General features: G+C 73.3%; 6 protein-coding genes. All 6 read right to left on the bottom strand.

Going from position 1 to position 7,508, the window contains the following annotated elements; translation table 11 throughout:
* On the bottom strand, positions 1 to 248 hold a 248-nt coding region (locus I59_RS11935), incomplete at its 3' end, for a TetR/AcrR family transcriptional regulator (protein WP_031273697.1).
* On the bottom strand, positions 245 to 2,287 hold the full coding sequence (locus tag I59_RS11930; RefSeq protein WP_022904063.1) for a CocE/NonD family hydrolase: 2,043 nt from the start codon (positions 2,285 to 2,287) through the stop codon (positions 245 to 247). The genes I59_RS11935 and I59_RS11930, both read right to left, overlap by 4 nt.
* The gene (locus tag I59_RS11925; RefSeq protein WP_022904062.1) at positions 2,284 to 4,143 is read right to left on the bottom strand and encodes an ABC transporter ATP-binding protein; all 1,860 of its coding nucleotides are present in this window, start codon (positions 4,141 to 4,143) and stop codon (positions 2,284 to 2,286) included. The genes I59_RS11930 and I59_RS11925 overlap by 4 nt, the downstream gene beginning before the upstream one ends.
* Positions 4,140 to 5,033, bottom strand: a complete 894-nt coding sequence (locus tag I59_RS11920) for an ABC transporter permease (RefSeq protein ID WP_022904061.1) — start codon at positions 5,031 to 5,033, stop codon at positions 4,140 to 4,142. Before I59_RS11920 ends, I59_RS11925 begins: the two co-directional genes overlap by 4 nt.
* Positions 5,030 to 6,073 (bottom strand): ABC transporter permease, encoded by a 1,044-nt coding sequence (locus I59_RS11915; protein ID WP_031273695.1) that lies wholly within the window; start codon positions 6,071 to 6,073, stop codon positions 5,030 to 5,032. Before I59_RS11915 ends, I59_RS11920 begins: the two co-directional genes overlap by 4 nt.
* A partial coding sequence (locus tag I59_RS11910) for an ABC transporter substrate-binding protein (protein ID WP_022904059.1) occupies positions 6,070 to 7,508 on the bottom strand: 1,439 nt, incomplete at its 5' end. The genes I59_RS11910 and I59_RS11915, both read right to left, overlap by 4 nt.

Genomic DNA, 7,508 nt, shown 5'->3' with positions numbered 1-7,508 from the left:
AGCGCTGGTCTGAGCACGACGACCTCGTTGAGGATCTCCGCGACGCTGCCGAAGTGGTACGTGACCGTGCCGACCGAGACTCCGGCCTCGGCGGCGATGTCCCGCAGCCCGGTCGACCCGACGCCGCGGCGGACGATCACCTCGCGGGCGGCGGCCACGATCATCGCCCGTCGGACCTCGGGGCGCTGCCGCGCACGGACGGAGCCGGACCCCCCGGCGGGCAGCCGCGCGTCGGACCCCCCGCTCACGCCGACGTCCTCGGGACGTCGTCCACGAACGTGTGCTCGGCGACGAGCACCTCCGGCGTGTCCTCGTCACCGTCGCGTGCCCACGCCCGCACCGTGTTCTCCACCCGGAACGCATCCGCCGTGGCGGTCAGTTCCGAGGCGGTCTCGAGCCGTGCGCCCCACGTCGTGGTCGCGAGGCCGATCGACCACCGCGACGACGCCCGGGCGCTCGTCGGGTCCCCGGTTCGGATGCGGTAGGTCTCCCGGGCATCCTCGGTGAACACCAGCCCGTCGGGGTAGACCCGTCCGCCGCCGTACCCGGGGTCGACGTCGAGCGTCCACTCCCCCGTCTCGACGTCGTGGGTGACGGTCCGCTGCGGCAGGGCCTCCGCCGGGGCGACCCGTGCGATCGCGAGCGGGGTCGACCGTTCCGGCTCCCCGAACCGCACGTCGTCGTCGGTCGCACGCGTCCAGACCGGCAGGCGGACGACCGAGGACGCCGGGTCGATCGTGAGCGTCGGCGAGGTCCCGTGCGGCCACACCCACGGCCAGTACGACGTCGACACCGCGATCCGGACCCGGTGCCCGACGGCGAACCGGTGTCCGGTCGAGACGAGCCGGACCGGCAGCACGGTCGGTTCCCCCGGGACGAGCGCGTCCGCGCGGTCCATCCCGCGCCGACGCGCGGCGTTGAGCACCCCGCGCGTCACGAGCGTCGAGGCGCCGTCCGGGGCGACGTCGCACAGGCGCACCACGACGTTTGCCCGGGTGGCGTCGCTCGTCACGGCCAGGTCGACCGTCACCGTGCCGAGCAGGTCGAAGGCCTCCTCCACGGGGAGGTCGAAGCACATCGAGCGGCCGTCCTCGGCGCGCTGGTCCGGCGGCAGGTCGGTGGCGTTCCCGAACGGGAAGAACCGACCCGCGTCGACGCCGGTGTGCTCGGGCGAGCGGGCGACGAGCGGACCGTCGCCACCGCCCCGGGTCGAGGACAGTGCGACCGTCCGCGGGGTGGTCGCCGCCGACGGCCACGCCTCGGCGCCGACCCAGCGGCCGCGCCGCTCCGCGTAGTACGTGGCGGGCGCTTCGCCCTCGTTGATCCACGCCCGCAGCGCCGGGTCCTGCTCCACCCCGGTGTCGACGCCCCGGAGCCAGCGGTCCCACCAGCGCAGGGTCTCCTGCAGGAAGCCGATCGACGGTCCCGGCGCGAGCCCACGGTCCGGGTACTGGTGCGACCACGGGCCGACGATCCCCTTGACCGGCGCGTCGACGTGCTCGACGAGCCGCAGCACGGCGTCGCGGTACGGGTCCGCCCAGCCGCCCACCGCGAGGACGGCGGCCCGGATGTCCCCGTACTCCTCGGCGGCGCTGCCGTGGCGCCAGTAGTCATCGCGCTCCTGGTGGGACAGCCACACGGGCGTCATCGGACGGTTCCGCTCGAGCCGTTCCGCCCAGCGCGCGACCCAGTCGGCGCCGACCACCTCCGGCCGCGGCGGACGCGAGTTGAACGCGAACATCGTCGCGCCCCACGCGGCCATGTCGATGCCGAGCACCGCCCCGCCGGCGTAGTGCACGTCGTTGTCGTACCGGTCGTCGGTCGAGCAGACGGTCACGATGGCCTTGAGGGCAGCCGGTGCCCGGGCCGCGAGCTGCAGCGCGTTGAAGCCGCCCCACGAGATGCCGAACATGCCGACGGCGCCCGTCGACCACGGCTGCCCGGCGAGCCACGCGATCACGGCCTCGCCGTCACGGAGCTCCTGCTCGCTGTACTCGTCGTCGAAGAACCCGTCCGAGGACCCCGTCCCGCGGATGTCGACCCGCACCGAGACGTACCCGTGCTGGGCGTACCAGGGGTGCCGCTCCGAGTCCCGTGGCGCCGTCCAGTCGTCGAGCCGGTACGGCAGGTACTCGAGCAGCACCGGCAGCGGTCCCGAGGACGCGGTGGGCGACCAGATCCGGGCGTGCAGTCGCACCCCGTCGGGCATCGGGATCCACTCGTCGCGGACGGTCACCCCGTCCGGCAGCGACGACGGGTCGCCGATCGCCGTGAACCACGCGCTCACGCGTCGTCCCCTTCCGTGGTGGTCCAGTTCCGGACCTGGTGGCCGTCGCCGTGGTCGGTCCAGCCGTCGGCGTGCCGCCACCGCTGCACGCCGTCGTCGACGTCGGGCAGCTCGGTGCTGCCCGGCTCGAGCGTCGCCGCCAGCAGCGTCGCCGTGTAGGGGTGGTTCGGGCCGCGGAACACCGCCTCGGTCGGACCGACCTCGACGATCCGGCCGCCGGTCATCACCGCGACCCGGTCCGACACCCCGCGGACGACCGCGAGGTCGTGACTGATGAAGAGGCAGCTCAGACCCCGCTCCCGCTGCAGGTCCGTCAGGAGCGCGAGGATGCCCGCCTGCACCTGGACGTCGAGTGCCGTGGTGATCTCGTCGGCGATCACCAGACGCGGCTCGGCGGCGAGGGCCCGGGCGATCCCGACACGCTGCCGTTGCCCGCCGGACAGCTGCGCGGGCAGGCGGTCGGCGAACTCCGGTCCGAGGCCGACCAGGGTGAGGAGCTCCCCGACCCGCTCCCGCGACGACGCCCCGGTGAACAGCCGGAGTGGCCGGCCGATCGCCGCGCCGACCGTGCGTCGCGGGTTGAGCGACGTGTCCGCGTTCTGGAACACGAGCTGCACCGCGCGGCGGAGCTCGGGCGAGCGCTCGGCCACCGGCGCCGCGAGGTCGCCCGAGACGGTGCCGTCATCGAAGGAGAACACGCCGGACTCCGCGGGCACGAGCCCCGCCAGCGCGGTCGCGAGGGTCGACTTCCCGCTCCCGGACTCGCCCACGACCGCGAGGGTCTCCCGCGGTGCGATCGTGAACGAGACGCCGTCCACGGCGGCCGGCAGGCCACGTCCGTGGCGGATCACCAGGTCGTCGGCCGCCACGATCGGACGGACGCCGTCGGGAGGCCCGGTGTGCGTGCCGTCGACCGGGACCGTCCCCGGGACGGTGGCGTCGTCGGCGGGGCGATCCGTGCCTCCCCCCGCCGGCACGGCCGACCCGCCGCTGACGCGTCGATCCGGGACCGGCGACGCGGGCCCGGGCCGCCGTCCGTCCGGGACCGCGGACAACAGGGCACGCGTGTAAGGGTGCTGCGGCGCGGCGAAGAGCGCCGCGGTCGCGGCGTGCTCGACGATCGACCCGTCGTGCATGACCGCGATCTCGTCGGCCATGGCCGACACCACGCCCAGGTCATGGCTCACGAGCAGGACGGCCATGCCGAGCTCGCGGCCGAGGTCCGCGACGAGGTCGAGGACCGCTGCCTGCGTGACGACGTCGAGCGCCGTGGTCGGCTCGTCGAGCACGAGCACCCGGGGCCGCGCGGCCACGGCCATCGCGATCGCGACTCGCTGCTGCTGACCGCCCGACAGCTGGTGCGGCCAGCGCCGGACGATCGTCTCCGGCGACGGCAGCCGGACGAGACGGGCGAGTTCGGCGACCCGGTCCGGGCCGTCGGGCTCGCCGTGCGCCCGGAGGGCCTCGCGGATCTGCTCCCCGATCCGCATCGACGGGGTCAACGCCTGGCCCGCGTTCTGCGCGACCACCGCGACCGTGCCGCCGCGGAGGGCCCGTCGCCCGGCCACCGACAGGGCGAACACGTCCGCACCGGCCACCCGGACACTGCCGCGCTCGACGACCGAGCCGGCGCGCAGGTGCGCGAGGAGGGTGCGAGCGACCGTGGACTTGCCGCTGCCGGACTCGCCGACGAGCCCCAGGGTCCGGCCCGCCCGGATCGAGAAGCCCACCCCGCGCACGACGGGGACCGTGCGGGCCCCGGCAGCGTACGAGATCGCGAGGTCGTCCACCTGGACCACGGGGACCGCGCCGGCGTCGCCCGCCGCGGTCGAGGTCACGGTCGAGGTGCTGGTCATGCGGCGGCTCCTTGCTTCGCACGGTCGACGCCGAGGGACTTCGCGAGCCCGTCCGCGGCGAGGTTCAGCCCGACCACGAGGGTGGCCAGGGCGACGATCGGTGCGAGGGTCCCGAGCGGCACGACGGTGAGGGCCGTCCGGTTCTCCTGCACCATGAGACCCCAGTCCGGCGTCGGCGGGTTCGCCCCGAAGCCGAGGAAGGACAGCGAGGCGACGAGCAGCACGATCCACGAAGCGCGCATCGCGTACTCGACCAGCACGACGTCGAGCACGTTCGGGAGGATCTCGCGGAACACGATCGACAGCGGGCGCTCGCCGCGGGCGCGTGCCGCGGTGACGTAGTCCTGCGTGATCACGGTCCTCGCGGCACCGCGGACGACGCGGGTGACCGCGGGGGCGTACACGACCGTGACGGCGAGCACGATCACCCAGAGTCCGGCGTCGAACACGGTCACGACCACGAGGAGCGCGAGGATCGACGGGACGCTGAGCAGGGCGTCGACGACCCGCATGACGACCTCGTCGAACCAGTTGTCCGCGTACGCGGTCGTGCAGCCCAGCACGGTCCCGACCGCGACGGCGGTGGTCGTCGCGAGGAAGGTGACGAGGAGCGCGTACCGGCCGCCGTTCAGGGTGCGGGACAGGACGTCGCGCCCGTACTGGTCGGTGCCGAGCCAGTGCGTCCACGTGGGTCCGGCGAGCACGTCGGCGGCGTTCGTCGCCACCGGGTCGTGCCCGGCGATCACCGGTGCGAGGAGCGCGAGCACCAGGTGCAGGGCGATCAGCCCCGCACCGATCGCGAGGGCGGTGGAGCCCCGGAGCGGCGCGAGCAACCGACCGGTCGTCCCCGGACGGAGCACGCCACGGGGGCGCGGTGTGACGGCGGTCATGCTGCGGCCTTCCGGGAGGGTCGGGTCACGGCGCTGCCGGTGCTCCGGCGGCGCACGCGGGTGCGGCGCTGCCGGGTGCGCAGCTTCGGGTCGAGTGCGAGCGCGACGAGGTCGGCGACGAGGTTGCAGACGACGTAGGCGACGGCGCTCAGGAGCGCGATCGCCTCGATGGTGGGGAGGTCGCGGTCGTACACGGACTCGAGCATGAGCTTGCCCATGCCCGGGTAGTTGAAGACGTTCTCCACGACGACCACGCCGCCGAGGAGCCACGCGACGTTCAGCGCGATGACGGTCAGGGTGGGCAGGAGTGCGCTCGGGAGCGCGTGCTTCCACACGACGCGGCGGATCGGCAGGCCCTTCAGCTCCGCGGTGGTCACGAACTCGGACGCCATCACGTCGATCGTCGACGACCGCGCCGTCCGGACGATGTAGGCCGCCATCGCGAGGGTGAGCACGGTGATCGGCAGCCAGATCGTCGGCAGGAGCTCACCGACGGTCGCGTCGCTGCCGCGCAGGACGACGGCGGGGAACAGCGGCAGGCCGATGGCGAAGCAGAGCACGAGCACGGTGGCGACCATGAACTCCGGGACGCTCATCACGACGAGGCTCACGACCGAGACGACCCGGTCGGTGGTGCGGCCGCGCCGGACACCGGCGACGACGCCGAGGAACAGCGAGAGCGTGACGCCGACGAGCATGGCGGGCACGGCGATGAGCATGCTGTTCCGGAACGCGGTGAACAGCGTCGGCGCGACGGGCGACCCGCTGACGAGCGAGGTGCCGAAGTCGCCGTGGACCGCGCCGCCGAGCCACTCGAGGTACCGCAGCCACACGTTCCGGTCGAGGCCGAGCGACGCGCGGAGCTGCTGCACGGCCTCGGGCGTGGCGTTCTGCCCGAGCAGCTGCTGCGCGACGTCGCCGGGCAGCGCCTGCACCGCGAGGAACACGAACAACGACGCGAGCACCACCGTGAGGACGGCGATCCCGAGTCGGCGGAGGACCGGGACGAGGACGTCCATCGGTCTGGTGGTGGAGGTCATCGTCGCAGTCCGATCCGGAGCCAGTCGAACTCGAAGCCGTACTCCGAGTAGTTGACGACGTCCCGGGACAGCCCCACCAGGCGGTCCCCGAACATCGGGGTCATGTCGGCGCCGTCCTCGACGACGAGTCGCTGGGCGTCCTGGTAGAGCGTCAGGCGCTTGGCGTCGTCCATCTCGGCGCGGGCGTCGTCGAGCAGCGCGTCGAACCGTTCGTTCGACCACGCGCTCTCGTTGTAGGAGGACCCGGACCGGAAGATCTGGTTCAGCAGCTGGTCGATCGGGCGCCCGGTGAACCAGTAGCTCACCATCAGGGGCTTCTGCATCCAGATCTGCGTGTAGTACGAGTCGGAGCTGGCGTTCTTCACGGTCAGGCGGATGCCCGCGTCCGCGACGGCGTCACGGTAGGCGACGGCCATCGGGGTGAAGACCGACTCGTAGCTCGACGTGTAGATCGGTGCACGCAGGTCCGACCGCCCGGCGGCCTTGAGCAGCGCCTTGGCCTTGTCCGGGTCGTACTCGCGGTGGTCGTCCACGAAGGCGGCGAGCTGCGGCGGCACGGGGTTGTCCCATCCAGGCGAACCGGTGCCCTGCAGCGCGGTCGCCACGATCGCGCGCGGGTCGTACGCGAGCTTCATCGCCCGGCGGACGCGCGGGTCGCGGAACTCGTCGCTGGTCGCGAGCATCGGGATCGTGTACCACTGCGCGTTCTCGGAGCGCGCGATCGTCGCCCGGTCGGAGGCCGCGACGACGCGGGCGGTCGCGAAGTCGAGGTTCGTCTGCGAGATGAGGTCGACCTGCCCGGCGAGCAGCGCGTTCACCCGGGCGGTCGTGTCCTGGACCGAGAAGAAGTCGACGCCGTCGAGCGCCGGACGCCCGGCGAAGTGGTCGTCGAAGGCCTCGACGCTGCCGGCGCCGGCCGGGGTGAAGGACGACAGCCGGAACGGTCCGGTGCCGATGCCGGTGCGACTGATGTCCGCGATCGCCGCCGCGGGCACGATGTAGCACTGGTACGCGGTGAGGAGCGACGGGAACTCGGCGTTCGGCTTCGTCAGGGCGAAACGGAGCGTGTGCGCGTCGACGGCGGTCATCGACCGGGCGTCCATCACCTCGCCGAGGACCCCGGCCTGCGGGCTGGCGGTCTCCTCGTCGAGGATGTGCTGGATGCTCGCGATCGCGTCGGCGGCGGTGAACCCGGAGCCGTCGTGGAACCGCACGCCACGGCGCAGGTGGAAGGTCCACTCGGTGCCGTCGGCGTTCGCGGACCACTCCTCTGCGAGGTCCGGTACGGTCCGTCCCTGCTCGTCGAGCTTCACCAGCCGGTTGTAGAGCGCGCCGAGGTACTCGTAGGCGGACAGGGACCCGGCGGAGTCGAGCGTCTCGGCCGCCGACGCCGCCGGACGCGCGACCCGGAGCCGTCCGCCACGCCGGGCGTCCC

It is taken from the genome of Curtobacterium sp. B8, from assembly GCF_000333315.1.
GTDB lineage: Bacteria > Actinomycetota > Actinomycetes > Actinomycetales > Microbacteriaceae > Curtobacterium > Curtobacterium luteum.
Note: the sequence above shows the minus strand (reverse complement) of the source record. Positions and strands in the feature narration are given on the sequence as shown.